This is a genomic window from Streptomyces sp. NPDC127595 (genome assembly GCF_042671685.1).
Taxonomy (GTDB): domain Bacteria; phylum Actinomycetota; class Actinomycetes; order Streptomycetales; family Streptomycetaceae; genus Streptomyces.
On sequence record NZ_JBHXWK010000017.1, the window covers coordinates 139,570 to 157,047 of the forward strand.

Consider the following 17,478-nt stretch of genomic DNA (forward strand, 5'->3'; position numbering starts at 1 on the left):
GAAGCGCGTACGGCCTGGCCGCCGCGCGTCAGGGCCGTACGAGAAGCTGGAACTCGAAGGAGTAGCGCGAGGCCCGGTAGGTGTGGGACCCGAACTCGACCGTGCGGCCGGTGTCGTCGAAGGTGGTGCGCTGCATGGTGAGCAGGGGTGCTCCGGCGGGCTCGCCGAGCCGCTCGCCCTCCTCCTCGGTGGCCGCGCGGGCGCCGATGGACTGGCGGGCGCTGTGCAGCGTGATGCCCGTGGCGCGCATCAGCCGGTACAGGCCCGTGGCCTCCAGCTGGTCGGAGTCGAACTTCAGCAGCCCGGGTGGCAGGTGGTTGCAGAGGTACGCCATCGGCTCCCCGTGGGCGAGCCGCAGCCGCTCGACGCGGTGTACGTCGCTGCCCTCGGCCACCGACAGAGCGGCCGCGACCTCGGCGGACGCCGGCTCCACGGTGTTGACGAGCACCCGGGTCGCGGGGCGCTGCCCGGCCGCCTCCAGGTCGTCGTACAGGCTGCTGAGTTCCAGCGGGCGCTTGACCTGGCTGTGTACCACCTGGGTGCCGACGCCCCGGCGCCGCACGAGCAGGCCTTTGTCGACGAGGGACTGGATGGCCTGGCGGACGGTGGGCCGGGACAGCCCGAGCCGGCCTGCGAGTTCGATCTCATTGCCCAGGAGGCTGCCCGGGGTCAGCGTTCCGTGCTCGATCGCGGCCTCCAGCTGCTGGGACAGCTGGAAGTAGAGCGGGACCGGGCTGCTGCGGTCGACGCTGAGCTGGAGCGACACGGTCGGGTCCACATCTGGTTTGGGCACGGCCCCGAGCGTAGCTCCGGGAGATGTTGACGGGAAGTTGTGAAGTTCGATTGTCCGGACAAACCATTGACAGGGTGCCGGGTCCGCCCTCACTTTGTAGCCATGCGCATCGGACTCATCGGAGCAGGCCGTATCGGGACATTCCACGCGACGACTCTGAGCCGCCACCGCGAGGTCGGCTCCCTCATCGTCACGGACGCGGACACCGTACGGGCCCAGGAGCTCGCGGACCGCCTGGAGGCCACGGCAGCGCCCGGAGTGAACGAGATCTTCACCTGGGGCGTGGACGCCGTGGTGATCACCGCGGCGACGGCCGCTCACGCCGAACTGATCGGCCGCGCGGCGCGTTCCGGGCTCCCGGTCTTCTGCGAGAAGCCCATCGCTCTTGATCTGCCCGGCACGCTCGACGCCCTCGCCGAGGTCGACGCGGCCGGAACCGTGCTCCAGCTCGGCTTCCAGCGCCGCTTCGACGCGGGCTACACGTCCGCGCGCGAGGCGGTGCGCTCCGGACGGCTGGGGCGGCTGCACACGGTCCGGGCGATGACCTCCGACCAGTCGCCGCCCCCGGCCGGCTACCTCCCGCTTTCCGGCGGGCTCTACCGGGACTGCCTCGTCCATGACTTCGACATGCTGCGCTGGGTCACGGGCCGAGAGGTCGTCGAGGTGTACGCGACCGGGTCGGACGCCGGGCCCGCGATGTTCCGCGAGGCGCACGACATCGACACCGCCGCCGCCGTCCTCACCCTCGACGACGGCACGCTCGCCTCGGCGACGGCGACCCGTCTGAACGGCGCGGGCTACGACGTCCGCATGGAACTCGCCGGCGAGCTGGACCAGATCGCCGTCGGCCTCGACGACCGTACGCCGATCGCCTCCACGGAGCCCGCCGGGCCACCGCCCGCCGACAAGCCGTGGACGGGTTTCCTGGACCGGTTCGGCCCCGCGTACGAGGCCGAACTCGGCGCCTTCGTCGACCTCGTACGCGGCGAACGCACCAACCCGTGCGACGGCCGCGAAGCCCTGCATGCCCTGCGCATCGCAGAGGCCTGCGAACTGTCACGACACGAACGGCGCATGGTCCGGCTGTCGGAGATTCCCGGCGGCCGGAACTGACCGCGGCCCCTTTGGACGTACGGAACTGATGGGCGGGTGCCCGGCTTTGAAGCCGGGCGCCCTCGCTCGTCACCCCGAGCCTGCTCCCGGGCTCAAAGCCTCCGCAAGCTGCTCACCAGCGCACGGGCAGACTGCGCACGCCCCGCATCAGCATGCCGGGCAGCCAGTCGCCGGGCGGGCCGTCGAGCGCGAGGTCCGGGCAGCGGTCCAGCAGGGAGCGGAGGGCGACGCGAGCTTCGAGGCGGGCGAGGGGCGCGCCCAGGCAGTAGTGGAGGCCGTGTCCGAAGGCGAGATGACCGCGGGTGTCGCGCCGGATGTCGAAGCGGTCGGGCGCCGGATACCGCACCCCGTCGCGGTCGGCGGCGGTGAGGCCGATCATCACCGCGTCGCCCGCCTCGATGGCCCTGCCGCCGATGTCGAGGGGTTCGGCGGCGTACCGGAACGTCGCGTTCTCCACCGGTCCCTCATAACGAAGCATCTCCTCCACGGCGCCGTCGAGAAGCGTCATGTCGGCGCGCAGCGCGGCGAGTTGGCCGGGGTGGGTGAGCAGCGCGTGGACACCGCTCGAGATGAGGTTGACGGTCGTCTCATGGCCGGCGATGAGCAACACGAAGGCCATACCGCGCAGTTCCTGGGGGGAGAGCCGGTCGCCGTCCTCCGCGGTCGTGCGGATGAGACTGCTGAGCAGGTCGTCGGCCGGAGCGGAACACCTCTTGTCCTCGATCAAGTCGGTCAGATACGCGGCGAGTTGAACGAAGGCGTCGTACTCGCGCTCTCCGTTGGTGGGTGCGACGGCCTCGTTCGACAGTGCGCGGAACGCGGCTCGGTCGATCTCCGGCACGCCGAGCAGCTCACAGATGACGGTGAGCGGCAGCGGATACGCGAGCGAATCCACGAGGTCGGCACGGCCGAGCGGCAGCATCGTGTCGAGCAGCTCGTCGGTGATCTCCTGGACGCGCGGCCGCAGTGTCTCCACGCGGCGCATGGTGAACTCGCGCGCGATGAGAGCCCGCAGCCGCGTGTGCTGCGGCGGGTCCGCGACCAGCAGATACTTGCCGATCAGCTCCTCGTCGAGGAACCTGACCCCGATCTTCTCCCCGTCCTTGGCCAGCCGCGGATCGGCGAGCGCCGCCCGCGCCTCCTCGTAGCCGACGACCAGCCAGGTCTCGTGGTGCGCGTCGGGAACCGGCAAGCGCACGCGGTGCACCGGCCCGAGCGCGCGCAACTCGGCATACACGGGATGCGGATCCTCCCTGAACCGCGCCCCGTACTCCCCCAGATCGATCACTTCCGCCATACGCCTCCCCCTCCACCCCTGAAACGCCCGGACCTGTCGACTAGTGCCCGTCCTCTTCAAGCAGGCCGGCGTCGTAGGTCAACAAGGCGATCTGCACACGGTTGTTCAGGTCGAGTTTGGCCAGGATGCGCGAGACATGGGTCTTGACGGTGGCGACGCTCATGAAGAGCTCGGCGGCGATCTCGGCGTTCGCCCTGCCCTGCCCGACAGCGACCGCGACCTCGCGCTCGCGGTCGTTCAGCGCGGCGATCCTCGTGCGGGCGCCGGACCGGCGGGTGTCGAGGGCGGATCCGGCGGCGTGCGCCATCAACTGGCGGGTGACGGTGGGCGAGAGCACTGGGTCACCCGCCGCGACACGCCGTACCGCCGCGAGGATCTCCGTCGGCGGCGTGTCCTTGAGGACGAACCCGGCCGCGCCCGCGCGCAACGCCCGTAGGACCTGGTCGTCGGCGTGGAAGGTGGTGAGGACGATGACCTGGGGGGCGTCCTTGCGTGCGCGCAACTCCTCGGTGGCGGTCAGTCCGTCAACGTCCGGCATCCGGATGTCCATGAGGACGACGTCCGGGTGGGTGCGGTCGACGAGTGCGGCCACCTCGCTGCCGTCGGCGGCCTCGCCGACGATCTCGATGTCGTCGGCGCCGCCCATCATGAAGGACAGGCCGGCTCTCACCAGAGGGTCGTCGTCGACGAGCAGCAGTCGGATCGCAGTCATGGCCCTACCGTAGTGACGCGCCGCGGGAGGTGACGCACAGTTTCCTCGCCCCCTCCGCCCCTACCCATCCCGTACCTGGGAGCTGCCGCCCCCAGACCCCCGCATCGGCCTCAACGGCCTCGTCGTCAAACGCCGGACGGGCTGAAATCCGCAGCCTGACCACACCGACAGCAGGCCCACTCACCCACCCCACGGCAACCACGCCCGCACCTCGAACCCCCCACCCCCCACGCCCCCGTGCGAAAGCCGTCCCCCCGCAAGCGTCGCCCGCTCGGTCAGCCCGATCAGCCCCTGCCCGGACCCGGGAACGTGCGGAACCTCCCCGGGCGGCGCCGGATTGTGGACGACCACGGTGAGGCCGTCTCCGGGAGCGCCCGAGACGGACACCGTCACCTCCGCCCCCGGTGCGTGCTTGCGGGCGTTCGTCAGGCCCTCCTGAGCGATCCGGTAGGCGGTGCGACCGACGGACGCGGGCACGGCGGCCGGGTCGGCGACGCGGCCGTCGAGGACGACCTTCATGCCCGCCGAGCGGGACTCGGAGACCAGCCCGTCGAGCGCGGCCAGCGTGGGCTGGGGCCGCCCCGCCTCCTCGGAGTCCCCCGCCCGCAGCACCCCGATGATCTCCCGCAGATCTTGCAGGGCCTCGTGCGCACTCTCCCGGATCACCCCGGCCGCCCTCGCGACCTCCTCGCGGGGCGCGTCCGGCCTGAACTCCAGCGCGCCGGCGTGCACGCTCAGCAGCGTGAGCCGGTGGGCGAGCACATCGTGCATCTCGCGCGCGATGTCCTCACGCGCGAGCCGCTGCGCCTGCTCGGCCCGCAGCGCCGCCTCCGTCTCTGCCCGTCGCGCCCGGTCCCGCAAGCTCAGCATGAGCTGCCGCTTGGACCGCACGAACATGCCCCAGCCGATCACGGCGACGTTGAGCAGCACGCTGAGGGCGACCATCCAGCCGTACGGCAGGTCGGGGTCGGGACGCAGCCAGAAGAAGAGGAAGCTCAGCGCGGAGGAGATTCCGCCGATCCAGGCCCCGTACTTGAAGGGCCGGTGCACAGCGACCGTGAAGAGGGCGACGAGACCCGCGCCCCCGGCGGTGTTCGAGATGAAGCAGACGGGGATCATCGCCACGGCGAAGCCGACCGGCCACCGCCGGCGGAGCCACACGGCGGCGCAGGCGAAGGCGCCGAGCCACTGGTCGACGACCTCCAGGGCGTGCGGAATGTTCGGGTCGCCGGACACCGCGTCCGCGCCGAGCATGCCGACGCCGACAGCGATCAGAAAACAGGTGAAGTCCACGACCCAGTCGCGCGCGGTACGCCGTGGACGCCCTTTCCGGCCGACGCGCACCTGATCGAACTCCGTGGCGACGGCCGACGGCAGCAGCCACCGCCGCCCCAACAACGCCTGCGCACCGGCGGACACCCCGGCGTCGGCCAGGTCCCCCGACACGACGGCGGTGTCCGACCCGCGGGCCGGTTCCCCCGACACCGCAGTGCCGCCCGCCCCAGGAACCACATCCCCCGGCACCACGGCGGCCGAGCCGAGGGCCAGTTCCCCCGACACGGAAAGTTCTCGTGGCGCACGCGCCGGATTGTCACCACTCACGGTCGACAAATCTACGCAGCCACGCCCGCCCCCACCTCCCCACGGCCTCGATCACCGACCAAAGTCGTAGCTCTTCAGACTTTGGTCCCCGCCCGCACTCCGCGGTCTGCACTTAGGTCGGACAGGGCCTCGCCCCGCGACCGATGAACTGGGAGGTCCGCGGGGCGAGGATCTTACTCATGAAGCAGTTTCTGGAGATTCTCGGCTTTCTCGCCCTGGTCCAGGGCGCTCTGGGCCTGTTGCACTCGATCACCGGCTGGCCGCGGGGGTGGGGCCTCGTGCAGCGGTTCGGTGTTTTCGACGGCTACGAGATCTACGTGAGCGTAGCCCTGCTCGTACTGTCCTTCGCGCTGTTCGCCGCGGCCGAGAGCCGGAAGCCCGGCTGAACACGGACCGGAGCCAGGGCTCCGGAGTCCGGACTCCGGATTTGCGACGGACCGGATCGTCCTCGCAGTTCAGCAGCCGTAGTTGACCAGCCTGAACGTGACGTAGTGGTCCGCGGTGTAGTAGTCCTCGTTGGTCTTGTTGCCGGTGACGATGCGCCGGGCGCCACGCGTCGAGGAGCCGGGCGTGACGACCGTGTACTCGTGGTAGTAGCCGGTGGACTGTGCGGGCAGGATGCCTTCCCGGTTCTGGAAGACGGTTCCGTCCTGCGAGTACGGGAAGGGTCCTCCCGAGTTGATCAGGCGGAGCGTGGTGTACGCCTGCGACGGCAGCGCGCTGTAGCAGACGCTGCCCACGGCGGTCGCGGCCGCGTTGGCCGGTACCGCGGCGGTGCCGCCGATGAGCAGGGCGGACATGAGGGCGACCAGCGCGCCCGTGCGAGTGGTGCGTGGGGGGAATCTCATGGACCTAGGATGACGCGCGTAGACCATGACATGTCAAGGACACGTCAAAGCTTTTCTCCTATCAAGTCCGATGAATTTTACGGGGGTTAACTTCGGGATCGGCGCCACAGAGTCCATAGCACGATCAGGCACCTCGCTCAATCAGCGCCCTGTACCTGCATGATCAGAGGAGGTCAACGTGATACGCCCCACTATTGACCTACATGATCAATCAACACATGATCCTCACAGGTTTTTGTAATGAAGAATTAAGGGGATGGGTGGGGCGTGTTTACACGAAGACGGCTGTACGGCTGGCGCCAGGGGGTGCTGAGTGGGGCGATAGCCGTCACGCTCCTGGGGAGCGCGGTTCCGGCCGTGGGGGCCGCGGAGACACCGGCACTCACCGATGACGGGGCGGCCTCGGTCGCGGCTGACAGAACTCCGGAATCGGAAGCGAGCGCGCTCGCCGCCGAGACGGGCGAGCGGGTGACGGTGGATGCGGCGACCACCGAGTCGTCCGAGGTCTTCGCCAACCCGGACGGCACCTTCACGCAGGAGATGAACGCGGCTCCGGTCCGCGCCCAGCAGGACGACGGCCGCTGGGCCGCCATCGACACCACCCTCGTGCGCGATGCCGACGGCTCGGTGCGGGCGAGGAACACGACGGCGGACGTCACCTTCTCGGGCGGCGGCAGCGGCAGCGGTCTGGTCACGCTGGCGGACGACGGACACGAGCTGAAGCTCGGCTGGCCCGACGCGCTCTCCGCACCCCGGCTCGACGGCAACACCGCCACCTACACCGGAGTCCTCCCGGACGTCGACCTCAAACTGACCGCCCTCAGCACCGGCTACACCTCGGTGCTTGTGGTCAAGACAGCTGAGGCGGCAAAGAACCCGGCGCTCGCGACCATCAGAATGACCGTCTCCGGCAGCGGCCTGGACATCGCCCCGACGGCCGACGGCGGCTTCGTCGCGCGCGACGGCGACGGCACCCCCGTCTTCGAGAGCCCGGCGGGCCGCATGTGGGACTCCGCAGGTGACACCGCAGGCGTCACCACTCAACTCGCCCGCACCGCCCCGGTGACGCCGATCGCAGGCATGCCGGAGCCGACACCGGGGGTCCCCCTGTCCGCCGCTGACGGCGAGCCGACACCGACAGAGGGCCCCGGCAGCGGTGACGCGGCGGCCGAACTCCCGCTCAAGGTCACCGGCACCTCCCTGGAGATCACGCCCGATCCGGCCCTGCTGCACGGCGAGGACACCGTCTTCCCGCTCTACATCGACCCGCCGACCAAGGGCATTGCGCTGGGCGACTGGACGGCCCTGGCCTCCAACGGCGCCAAGTACTGGAAGTTCAGCGGGGACAAGGGCGTGGGGCGCTGTTCCAACTACGCCGGCTACCTCTGCTCGAACAGCCCGTACACCCAGCGCATGTACTTCGAGTACCCGCTCTCGTCGATCCACGGCAAGAAGGTTCTGGACGCGACGATGGAGGTGTACCAGGAGTGGACGTTCACCTGCGATCCGCACTGGTACGACCTGAGCCGCGTGGACAAGGGCATCTCCTCCAGCACCACCTGGTCGTCCCGGCCCACCGCGGTGGACCTGATGGGCGACCGGAACGTGGCCTACGGGCGAGGTGGCCTGTGCAGCCCGTCGCAGCCGGCGAACTGGGTGCGCTTCAGCGACAACGTGGACGAAACAAACGAGAACCTGACGACCACCCTCGCGTCGTATGCCACGAACAAGACCCCGCAGATCACTTTCTCGCTGGCCGCGCATGACGAGTCCGACGGGGGCACCTGGGCGCGGTTCCGCGACGACGCGAAACTGTCGGTGACTTACGTTTCCTATCCGGGCAAGCCGACGTCGTACGGCGTCCGGCAGGGCACCACCGGGCGGGTCTGCAATGCCTCCACGCTGCCCTTCGCCACCAGTGACACCACGCCGAAGATGCTGGCCACGGTGCAGTCCGCGGACGGGAGCCAGTCACAGCTGCGCGCCCTGTTCGAGGTGTGGAAGGCCGACGGCTCCAGCCGCACCTGGTACACGGCTTCCCCGGACGGCGCCTGGGTGGCCGACAACGCCTCCCGCGACGCGTCCTCCAGCACGTTGCCGGCGCAGACGGATTACCGGATGCGGGTCAAGACACAGGCGTACTACAAGACCGACCGGGGCGTCACCGGTGTGCTGGACTCTGCATGGTCGTCCTGGTGCTACTTCCGGGTCGACACAGATTCGCCGCCAGAACCGGTGGTGACCAGCGCGGACGGCGTCTACAAGCCAGCCGAGACCTACCCGGCCGCGGGCGGGGTCGGTACAGCAGGCAGGTTCACCTTCACCCCCGCCGACACCAACCCCACCACAGGCGGCATCCAGTCGGACGTCGTCAGCTACAAGTGGAAGCTGAACAGCGGCGCGCTCTCCGCCCCGATCAACGTCGCGAAGGGCGCTGCGACGACGCAGACGATCACGCCGAACCAGGCCGGTGAGAACACCATCCAGGTCTGGGGCTACGACGCCGCCGGACACAGCTCGCGCACCGGCTACTACAGCTTCTCCGTGTTGGGTGCCGAGCAGCCGTCAGGGATCTGGCACCTGGACAACGCACTCTCCGACGCCACCACCGCGACCCAGCACCCGCTGACCTCCTCGGGGGCTACCTGGGACACCCTGGCCCGCAGCGGCTCCGGTGCGGCGAAGCTCAACGGCACGACCGCGTACCTCTCCACCTCCGGTGCGGTGCTGGACACCACCAAGTCCTTCACCGTCTCGGCCTGGGCGCGTCTGGAGAAGAAGGACGTCAACTACACCGTCCTGTCCCAGGCGGGCACGAACGCCTCCGGGTTCCAGCTGTACTACTCCACGGCCTACAACGCCTGGATCTTCAACCGGCACCAGACAGACGTCGCCAGTCCGGCGATCACTCGCTCGATCGGAGGGAAACCGCCGGTCCTGAACGCCTGGACCCATCTCGCCGGTGTCTACGACGCGGCGGCGCAGACGATCCAGCTCTACGTCAACGGCGTCCCGCAGGGCGATCCGGTGCCGTTCCCCGTGACCCCGTGGAAGGCGTCCGGCGGACTGCAGATCGGCCGGCTGTGGCACGCCGCGGCCGGCAAGGAGAACTTCGCCGGCACCATCGACGAGGTGAAGGTCTGGTCCCGCGCACTCGCGGACACCGAGGTCGCCCATGACGCCTGGCTGGAGGACGAGGACCTCGGCGACGGCACCGCCGGCGACCCGGTCCCGGCGCTCGTCGCCAAGTGGGACGCCACGGACATGGCCAACGCGACCGGCACCACGGTGAAAGACACCAGTGGCTTCGGCCGGAACGTCACTCTCAACGGGGCCGCGCTCACCCAGTTCACCACCGGCGACCCGGACATCGGCGAAGAGGTCACGACCACGCAGACGATGACCTTGAACGGCACCGGCGCGTACGCCACCGCGACCGGTCCGGTCGTCGACGATTCCGGTTCGTTCACGGCGACGGCCTGGGTGACGCTGGACCCGGCCAAGCTCGCCGACACCAGCAAGTCGTACGCGGTACAGGTGTTCGGCCAGTCGGGGACAAGCCAGTCCTCCTGGGGCGTCTGGTATGAGCAGCCGGCCGGCAGCACCCAGGGACGGTGGACGTACGGCCGTCCCGACAAGGACGGCACCGGAGCGGTCTGGACCGAGAGCGAGTCCACCGCCTTCACCACCGCCCAACTGGGCGTCCCGGTCATGCTGACGGTCGTCCACGACGCCCAGACGGCAGCCGACCCCGACAGCGACACCTCCAAGCTCGGCGTGCTCAAGCTCTACGTCGACAGCGCTCTGATGGGCGACGAGGACGGCGTCCCGTACTCCGCCCCCTGGCAGGGCGGCGGAGTGTTCGAGATCGGCCGGGCGAAGATCAACGGCGCCGCCGCGCGCTACTTCCCCGGACTGATCGACAGCGTCCGCGTCTGGGCCGGAGCGACCTCCACCGACACCATCGCCAACCGGCGCAACACCGAGCAGCGGTAACGACCAGGGGCAAGGGCGGGCCTCCGCGGCCGCCCTTGCCCCGACACGCGTTGTTCCGCTCGCACCACGGTCCCTTCTCACCGACCCGGCGTCGAGACCCGGCGTCCTCGGGTGACCGCCTGTGTCCCCGAGCGACTCCGCCCCTATCCAGGAAACAGGGAAGTCATTGTCCTCATCACCCTTCCGCCCGCCCTTGCCAGGGACGGCGATACGCCGCTGGCTCAGCCGTGGCGCGCTGGTCGCCTCTCTGTCCCTTCTCCCTCAGGTCATGCTTCCGTCGGGCTACGACTTCGCCGCGCAGGCTCAGCCGTCGGCTGCCCGCAAGCCGCTGGAGGACCGCCCCGACGCGAAGATCGACAAGGTGGGTGTGCTCGAACCCGGCACGTCCAGGGCGCCGAAGGACAAGGCCGCCCCTGCCACCGACAGGACGCGTGAGCGGCTGAAGAAGGCCGCATGGCCCAAGGCCGGGAAGGCCACCGCCGACGTGCCGGCGAGCGGCGGGGCCTCCGTCGCCGTCGGTGGGCTCGGTGTGAGGCTGGCTCAGGAGCCCGCCGCGAAGAGCAGGGCGAAGACCGGTCCGGCAGTGAAGGCCACCGGTCCGGCCGAGAAGGTGGCGCTCAGCGTCCACCCCCAGTCAGCGGCGAAGAAGGCCGGCGTCAGCGGAGTCCTGCTCACCGTCGCCCCGGCCCGGTCCGCCACCGGGAAAACCGCCGGCGACACCGACAAGCTGCGCGTCTCCCTGGACTACTCCTCCTTCTCCGACGTCTACGGCGGCAACTTCGGCCCCCGTCTGCGCCTGGTGACGCTCCCGGCATGTGCGCTGACCACCCCGGCGAAGAAGGCCTGCCGTACCCAGAAGCCGGTGACCGGCGCGGACAACGACGCGCGGTCCCAGACCCTGACCGGCACGGTCTCCGTCGGCACCCTCAAGGCCGGCACCCCGATGCTGCTCGCGGCGGCGGCCGACAGCTCGGGCGGCGGAGGCGACTACGGCGCCACCTCCCTGTCCCCGACCGCGACTTGGGAGGCCGGCGGCAGCACGGGCGACTTCACCTGGAACTACCCGCTGCGTGTTCCCCCGGCCACGGCGGGCCCGTCCCCGAACCTGTCGATCTCCTACAACTCCGGTTCGGTGGACGGCCGTACGGCCGGTGAGAACAACCAGACCTCGGTCATCGGCGAAGGCTTCTCGATGACCGAGTCCTACATCGAGCGCAAGTACGCCTCGTGCAAGGACGACGGCCAGACCGGCAAGGGCGACCAGTGCTGGAAGTACGCCAACGCCACGCTCGTCCTCAACGGCAAGGCCGTGGAACTCGTCAACACCTGCGCGGACAAGGCCGCGTGTGACACCGCCGCGCTGTCGCAGGCGTCCGGAGGCGGCTGGAAGGTGAAGAACGAGGACGGCTCCCGCGTCGAGCACCTGACCGGTGCCACCGGCAACGGCGACGACAACACCGAGTACTGGAAGGTCACGGACGCCTCCGGCACCCAGTACTTCTTCGGCAAGCACCGTCTGCCCGGCTGGAGCGACAGGGGCACCGCCGAGGACGACCCGGTCACCAACTCCGTGTGGACGCTGCCGGTCTTCGGCGACGACTCCGACGAACCGTGCTACAAGTCCACCGGTTTCGCCGGCTCCTTCTGTACACAGGCCTGGCGCTGGAACCTGGATTACGTCGTGGACACCCACGGAAACGCGTCGACGTACTGGTACACCAAGGAAACGAACTACTACTCCAAGAACGCCGACACCACGGTCAACGGCACCGGCTACACCCGCGGCGGCTACCTCAACCGCATCGACTACGGCCTGCGCAGCGACCTGATCTACTCCAAGCCCGCCGCCCAGCAGGTCCGATTCAGCTACGCCGAGCGCTGCCTCACCTCGTGTTCCAGCCTGACCAAGGACACCATGGCCAACTGGCCCGACGTGCCGTACGACATGATCTGCGCCGCCGACACCAAGTGCAGCACGCAGATCGGCCCGTCCTTCTTCACCCGCAAACGCCTCACCGACGTCACCACTTCGGTATGGACCGGCAGCGGCACCACCCAGCGGGACGTCGACACCTGGCACCTGGAGCAGGACTTCCCCGACACCGGTGACGCCTCCTCGCCGAGCCTGTGGCTGAAGTCCATCCAGAACACCGGCAAGGCCGACACCACCACCGTCCAGCTCCCGCCGGTGGTCTTCGGCGGCGTCCAGCTGTCCAACCACGTGGAGGGCAGCGGTCCGGACACCCTGCGCTACATCAAGTGGCGGGTGCGGACCATCAAGTCCGAGACCGGCTCGACCATCACGGTCAACTACTCCGACCCCGACTGCGTCTGGGGCACCAGCATCCCGGCGGCCGTCGACAAGAACACCCGCCGCTGTTTCCCGGTCAAGTGGTCCCAGTCCGGCGCGACTCCGGTCACCGACTGGTTCCACAAGTACGTCGTCACGTCCACCTTCCAGGACGACCCCTACGGCCACGGTGACACCGGCGAGACGTACTACGACTACCAGGGCGGCGCCGGCTGGGGCTACGCCGACGACGAGGGCCTGACCAAGGCGTCCAACCGCACCTGGTCGCAGTGGCGCGGCTACGGCAAGGTCGTGGAGACCTCCGGCGACTCCGAGGGCCCACGCTCCAAGAAGTCCACCCTCTACATGCGCGGCCTCAACGGCGAGAAGGAACTCGACGGCACCGCCCGCGTGGAGAAGGTCACCGACTCCACCGGCACCGCCGTCGACGACGCCCGCCAGTTGTCCGGCTTCGTCCGCGAGACCATCGTCTACAACGGCACGGACGAGGTCAGCGGCACCATCAACACCCCCTGGTCGTACCGGACCGGCAGCCACTCCTACGGCTGGGGCACCACCGAGTCCTGGATAGTCCAGGCCGGTGAGACCGTCACCCGCACCAAGACGTCCACCGGGAGCCGCACGGTCAAGCAGAAGACCACGTACGACACCACGTACGGCATGCCGACGACCGTCGAGGACAGCGGCGACACCGCCAAAGCCGGCGACGAGACCTGCACGCGCACCCACTACGCCCGCAACACGACGGACTGGCTGGTGAACAAGGTCAGCCGCGTCGAGGTCCAGTCCGTCGGCTGCACGGCCGTTCCGACGGTCCCCGGCAACGTCATCTCCGACGCCACCACGGCCTACGACAGCCAGGCGGCCGGCGTGGCGCCCACCAAGGGCGACATCACCGCGACCTACCGGGTCGCGAGCTACGACCCGACAACGAAGGCGCCCGTCTACCAGCAGGTCTCCGGCACCACCTTCGACAAGCTGGGCCGCCCGCTCACCGAGACCAACGCCCTGAACCGTACGGTCAGAACGACCTACGTCCCCGACGACACCGGCTACGGACCGCTGACGTCGAAGACGGCCACCGACCCCAAGTTGTACTCCTCCACCACCGAGGTGGACCCGGCGTGGGGCACGGCCACCAAGACCACCGACGCCAACGGCAATGTCACCGAGTGGTCCCTGGACGCGCTCGGCCGTGTGCGCTCGGTCTGGAAGCCGGACCGCTCCCGCGCGCTGGGTGACGCGCCCACCCTGGTCTACGCGTACAGCATCAAGAACGACAAGGAGACCTGGATCCGCACCGACGCCCTCAAGGCCGACGGGCAGACCTACAACAGCTCCTACGAGATCTTCGACTCGCTCCTGCGCTCCCGCCAGAAGCAGCTCCCCGCTCCGAACGGCGGCCGGGTGATCTCCGAGACGCTGTACGACGACCGGGGCCTGGCATACATCACCAACGAGCAGGTTCACGACAACCTCGCGCCGTCGGGCACCCTGGCCAACACCTTCCCGGGCTCCGTGCCCGCTTCCACCGAGACGGTCTTCGACGCCGCCGGCCGCGCCACCGAGTCGGTCTTCCGGGTCTACGACCAGGAGAAGTGGCGCACCAGGACCGACTACCAGGGCGACCGCACCTCCGTCACCGCGGCAGCGGGCGGCACCGGCACCCTGAGCCTCACCGACGCCCGCGGCCGGATCGTCGAGCGCCGTGAGTACGGCGGGCCCGTCCCGACCGGCACGGACTACACCCGCACCCTCTTCGAGCACGACCCCTCCGGCCGGCTGACGAAGATGACAGGTCCGGACAACGCCGTCTGGTCGTACGGCTACGACCTGCGCGGCCGCAAGACCACCTCCACCGACCCCGACAAGGGCACCGTCACCACCACCTACAACGACGCCGACCAGCCGCTGACCACCACGACGACCCTGGAGCAGGTCACCCGCACGCTGATCACGGACTACGACGAGCTCGGTCGCAAGATCGGCACCTGGGACGGCGTGAAGGACAACGCCCACCAGCTCACCAAGTTCACCTACGACTCTCTCGCCAAGGGACAGGTAACCGCGGCCATCCGGTACGTCGGCGGCACCACCGGCAAGATCTACTCCCAGTCCGTCACCGGCTACGACAGCCTCGGCCGCTCCAAGGGCACCAAGACCGTCATCGCCGCCTCCGACGACCTGGTGGCCAACGGCGGTGCCCCGCAGACCTTCACCACCTCCACCGCCTACAACATCGACGGCACCGTCCAGTCGACCTCGATGCCCGCGGTCGCGGGTCTGCCCGCCGAGGCCGTCGCCTACAGCTACAACGACCTGGGCATGCTCACCGGCACAGACGGCATGACCGACTACGTCCAGAACATCGGATACTCCCCGTACGGCGAGATCGAGGAGACCCGCCTGGGCACCTCCACCGGCGCCAAGCAGCTCCAGGTCCTCAACCGCTACGAGGACGGCACCCGCCGCTTGTCCAACATGCACACGGTCGACCAGACCAACACCGGCCACACCAGCGACGTCGACTACGTCTACGACGCCACCGGCAACGTCAAGTCGGTCACGGACAAGGCCAACGGCAAGGACACCCAGTGCTTCGCCTACGACGGCTACCGCCGCCTGACCGAGGCCTGGACCCCGTCGTCCAACGACTGCGCCACCGCCCGCTCGGCCGGCGCCCTCGGCGGTCCGGCCCCGTACTGGACGAGCTGGAGCTACAAGCCCGGCGGCCTGCGTGACACCCAGGTCGAGCACAAGGCCGCCGGTGACACCACGACCGCCTACGGCTACCCGGCCGTGAGCGCCACCGGCGGCGGCCGGCCGCACAGCCTGACCTCGCTCACGGTCAACGGCGGCACGGCCAAGTCCCTGACGTACGACGAGCAGGGCAACACCACCAAGCGGTACGGCACCACGGGTGTCGCGCAGAGCCTCACCTGGGACATCGAGGGAGAACTCGTCCGCCTCACGGAGGGCACCAAGGCCACCGACTACCTGTACGACGCCAACGGCGATCTCCTGATCCGCCGCGGCCCCGGCAAGACCGTCCTCTACCTGGCCGGCCAGGAACTCCACTACGACACGGGGGCCAAGAAGTTCACCGCCCAGCGCTACTACGCGGCCGGTGACGTCACCGCCGTGCGCACGGAGACCAGCCTGACCTGGATGATCGACGACCACCACGGCACCGCCTCGATGGCCGTCGACGCCACCACCCAGGCCGTCACCCGCCGCTACACCAAGCCCTTCGGCGAGGCACGCGGCGCGACACCCTCGTTGTGGCCCGACGACAAGGGCTTCCTCGGCAAGCCCGTGGACGCCGACACCGGCCTGATCCACGTCGGTGCCCGTGAGTACGACCCGGCCACCGGACGGTTCCTCTCGGTCGACCCGGTCCTGGTCCCCGAGGACCACGAGTCCATGAACGGCTACGTCTACGCCAACAACACCCCCGTCACCAAGGCCGACCCGACCGGCCTGCGGCCCATCACGGACTGCGAACGCGGGTGCAGCGACGGCAAGGGCGGCACGTACCACGACTACATGACGATGGGCCCGAACGGGACCTGGGTCTACCAATCCAGCCAGAACTACACGACCAAGGTCCCGGGCACGTCCAACACCTACATCAGTGCCACGGTGACCACCCGCGCCGGCCGGACGACCTCCGTCGACGTCACCGTGTTCAAGAAGCCGACCTTCAAGAAGGGCCCGAACCCCGAGCCGGAGCGCAAGGAGGGCAAGAAGAGCAAGGTCATGGACCTCTCCGCCCAGGAGCTGGTCATGCTGTGGGCGAAGGGCGGACCCTCCGATGTGACGCTGCCCCCGGACGGCGAGTTCGTCCGGCAGCTCCGCACGGAGGACCACTTCCGGTCCTTCATCCGCAAGATGCAGGGCTTGATCAGGGATGGCGTGTACACGGCGAAGGGATCGTTCGACAAGTCGCACGCCGACCGCACCGACAGCGAGAAGATCTGGGAAGGCCTCACGGACGTCACCGGGTTCCTCACCGAGGGCATCTACGGCGCCAGCCCCGCCAGCATGGCGCTCGGCTCCTACAACCTCGACTACGAGCTGCTCGGGGTGGCCTGCGAGCCGCCCAGGACGGACTCGGAGTGGGACCACGGAGCCCTGGTCGGCCAGGCGAAGGTGTCGATCTCCAACACCATGACAGTAGCCTCGGCGACACGCAGCCTCTCGAACGACGGGTACAAGAACGGCAGCTCCAACCCGGTCATGAAGGCTGGCTCGAATGTCGCGAAGCAGATCTGGCCCGAGGGCCAGACGGACATCACCGTGAAGATCAACTGGATCGAGGAAATCTATGTGCCGAACTAGGAGAGCCGGAAGGGCCCTTTTCGGCGCCGCCATTTCCGTCGTCCTCGTCACGGGACTGTCCGCCTGCGAGAAGGAAGAGAGCCTCCCCGTCCCCACGGAAGGCCAGATCGTCGGCTCCTGGAGCAACCCCGGAGGCGACTCGATCACCTTCGAGGAGGGCGGCACGGGCACCATCTCGGCAGGTGCCCAGCTCCAGCTCAGCAGCCTGACGGAGAAGTCCGACACCAAGCCGGAATGCCCGTTCTCCTGGGGCGTGGACACCGTGCCCGCAGGTGGCAGCAAGTGGATCTCCGTCACCTTCGCGGCGGGGCAGTGCGGACCGGACCCGGGTGAGTTCGGCCTGTACTACTACGAGGCGGAGAATTCCGGGGGGCTTCGGCTGTCACCGGCTGTGGAGTTCCCGAAACCCGACGAGATCTACGCCCGCTCGAAGGCGACCGCGTAGCGGATGATCGGGGGGCGCCG

10 protein-coding genes are annotated in these 17,478 nt (G+C 69.1%); 5 read left to right on the forward strand and 5 right to left on the reverse strand.

Going from position 1 to position 17,478, the window contains the following annotated elements:
* Window positions 1–28: 28 nt before the first annotated feature.
* Window positions 29–766 carry a GntR family transcriptional regulator gene (locus ACFVKT_RS37515; protein WP_385740606.1) on the reverse strand — a complete coding sequence of 246 codons (738 nt, stop codon included), beginning with the start codon at window positions 764–766 and terminating at the stop codon, window positions 29–31.
* A 129-nt stretch (window positions 767–895) separates the two neighbouring features.
* Here ACFVKT_RS37515 and ACFVKT_RS37520 point away from each other — a divergent pair, with 129 nt between their 5' ends.
* Window positions 896–1,906, forward strand: coding sequence for a Gfo/Idh/MocA family oxidoreductase (locus tag ACFVKT_RS37520; protein ID WP_385740523.1), 1,011 nt, complete (start codon window positions 896–898; stop codon window positions 1,904–1,906).
* Between the two features lie 112 nt (window positions 1,907–2,018).
* On the opposite strand, the gene ACFVKT_RS37525 is transcribed toward ACFVKT_RS37520, so the two are convergent.
* The 3 genes from ACFVKT_RS37525 to ACFVKT_RS37535 form a co-directional block, all read right to left on the reverse strand.
* Entirely contained in the window at window positions 2,019–3,203 is a 1,185-nt protein-coding gene (locus ACFVKT_RS37525; RefSeq protein WP_385740526.1) for a cytochrome P450, read from the reverse strand.
* Between the two features lie 40 nt (window positions 3,204–3,243).
* The gene (locus ACFVKT_RS37530) at window positions 3,244–3,915 is read right to left on the reverse strand and encodes a response regulator (RefSeq protein WP_385740529.1); all 672 of its coding nucleotides are present in this window, start codon (window positions 3,913–3,915) and stop codon (window positions 3,244–3,246) included.
* Window positions 3,916–4,095: 180 nt separating this feature from the next.
* Window positions 4,096–5,295, reverse strand: coding sequence for a sensor histidine kinase (locus tag ACFVKT_RS37535; protein WP_385740608.1), 1,200 nt, complete (start codon window positions 5,293–5,295; stop codon window positions 4,096–4,098).
* A 401-nt stretch (window positions 5,296–5,696) separates the two neighbouring features.
* Here ACFVKT_RS37535 and ACFVKT_RS37540 point away from each other — a divergent pair, with 401 nt between their 5' ends.
* A complete protein-coding gene (locus ACFVKT_RS37540; protein WP_385740531.1) occupies window positions 5,697–5,903 on the forward strand; it encodes a hypothetical protein in 207 nt (68 codons plus the stop codon).
* Between the two features lie 69 nt (window positions 5,904–5,972).
* Here the strand turns inward: ACFVKT_RS37540 and ACFVKT_RS37545 are convergent, their stop codons facing one another.
* Entirely contained in the window at window positions 5,973–6,365 is a 393-nt protein-coding gene (locus tag ACFVKT_RS37545; RefSeq protein WP_385740534.1) for a ribonuclease domain-containing protein, read from the reverse strand.
* A 468-nt stretch (window positions 6,366–6,833) separates the two neighbouring features.
* On the opposite strand from ACFVKT_RS37545, the gene ACFVKT_RS37550 reads away from it, so the two are divergent.
* The 3 genes from ACFVKT_RS37550 to ACFVKT_RS37560 all read left to right on the forward strand — a co-directional run bounded on the left by ACFVKT_RS37550 (window position 6,834) and on the right by ACFVKT_RS37560 (window position 17,458).
* Window positions 6,834–10,361: a LamG-like jellyroll fold domain-containing protein gene (locus tag ACFVKT_RS37550; RefSeq protein WP_385740610.1), complete on the forward strand. Its 3,528-nt coding sequence runs from the start codon at window positions 6,834–6,836 to the stop codon at window positions 10,359–10,361.
* Between the two features lie 268 nt (window positions 10,362–10,629).
* On the forward strand, window positions 10,630–17,013 hold the full coding sequence (locus ACFVKT_RS37555; protein ID WP_385740537.1) for an RHS repeat-associated core domain-containing protein: 6,384 nt from the start codon (window positions 10,630–10,632) through the stop codon (window positions 17,011–17,013).
* Window positions 17,000–17,458, forward strand: a complete 459-nt coding sequence (locus tag ACFVKT_RS37560) for a hypothetical protein (protein ID WP_385740540.1) — start codon at window positions 17,000–17,002, stop codon at window positions 17,456–17,458. The genes ACFVKT_RS37555 and ACFVKT_RS37560 overlap by 14 nt, the downstream gene beginning before the upstream one ends.
* Window positions 17,459–17,478: the final 20 nt, after the last annotated feature.